This window comes from Halomonas halodenitrificans DSM 735, assembly GCF_000620045.1.
Classification (GTDB): domain Bacteria; phylum Pseudomonadota; class Gammaproteobacteria; order Pseudomonadales; family Halomonadaceae; genus Halomonas; species Halomonas halodenitrificans.
This window is the reverse complement of the sequence record NZ_JHVH01000054.1, coordinates 1-1,251: the sequence shown is the minus strand read 5'-3', so window position 1 is coordinate 1,251 and position 1,251 is coordinate 1. Positions and strand designations below refer to the sequence as shown.

Below are 1,251 nucleotides of genomic sequence, written 5' to 3'. Positions count from 1 at the left end.
TGATCTTACCCAGCATTGGTGGACACCGATCTAAGCGATCATTTGAGCTTCGAAAGCCTCTGGGCTGATCATCCCAATTGCACTGTGCCGGCGCTGCCGGTTGTAGTCCAACTCAATATATTCGAATACCTGTCGTCGCATGGCATCCCGCGTCTCGAATCGCTCGCCATGGATGGCCTCGACCTTGAGGCTGTGGAAAAAGCTCTCGGCGCACGCATTATCAAAGCAATTGCCCTTGGCGCTCATGCTGCACTGGAGTTCGTAGCGGGTCAGTAACGATTGGTACAGCATCGAACAATACTGACTTCCGCGATCGGAGTGGACTATCACCCCCTTGGGCATCTTGCGGCCCCACAGGGCCATCTGCAGGGCATCACCGACCAGGTCAGCGGTCATACGTTCGCTCATCGCCCAGCCGATGATCTTGCGTGAATACAAGTCGAGCAGCACGGCCAGGTAGAGCCAGCCTTCACTGGTCGCCAAGTAGGTGATGTCGCCGACCCATTTTTGGTTCGGCGCATCGGCGGAAAAGTCCTGTTTCAGCAGGTTGGGCGCCACGGGCAAGCCATGTCGTGAGTTCGTCGTAGCCTTGTACTTGCGAGCCGCTTTGGCCCGCAGATTCTGCCGCCGGAGACTGGCAGCCACGGTATTGCGGCAGATGGCGACGCCAGCATCGTTCAGGTCATAGGTCAGCCGGGGGGCGCCTGAGCGCCCCTTATTCTGTTGAAAGGCCAGAGCTACACGCTTGTCAGTGATGGCCTGCTGGCGGCGCCGTGGGGTCGGTTCAGCACCACGCTGTCGCCAGGCGTAGTAGCCGCTGCGTGCCACACCGAGTACAGCGCACATACGCTGGATACCAAATGCCTGACGATGCTGCTGGATAAAGGCGTACTTCACTTCAGGCTTTTTGCAAAGTACACCGCGGCCTTTTTTGTTATGGCCAATTCCTCTGACATTTCAGAGAGTTGCCGCTTAAGTCGAGCGTTCTCATCGGCCAGTTTTTGCTCGCGATCGGAGGTGTTCTTCTTCTGCTGAGCTTTGGCACGCCATTGATAGAGCTGGCTTGGCTGCAGACCCAGCTCACGAGCAGCAGCGGCAGCCCCCACTCGGTCAGCGAGGGCAAGCGCCTCCTCGCGGTAGGCATCAGAGTAACGGGCACGTGTCTTCTTCATCGGAGTAGCTTGCTTTGCCATGGGTCACCTCGTTGAGTGTATACCTTAACGGGGTGTCCACTGTTGGTGGGCAAGATCA

Annotated in this window: 1 protein-coding gene; it reads right to left on the bottom strand. The window is 57.6% G+C overall.

Going from position 1 to position 1,251, the window contains the following annotated elements; translation table 11 throughout:
- Window positions 1-30: 30 nt before the first annotated feature.
- Window positions 31-1,193, bottom strand: a protein-coding gene (locus tag Q358_RS0113910) for an IS3 family transposase (RefSeq protein ID WP_156940944.1) whose coding sequence is annotated in 2 segments (ribosomal slippage) — window positions 31-935 and window positions 935-1,193 — 1,164 coding nt in all. Because the reading frame shifts where the segments join, the coding sequence is not laid out codon by codon here.
- Window positions 1,194-1,251: the final 58 nt, after the last annotated feature.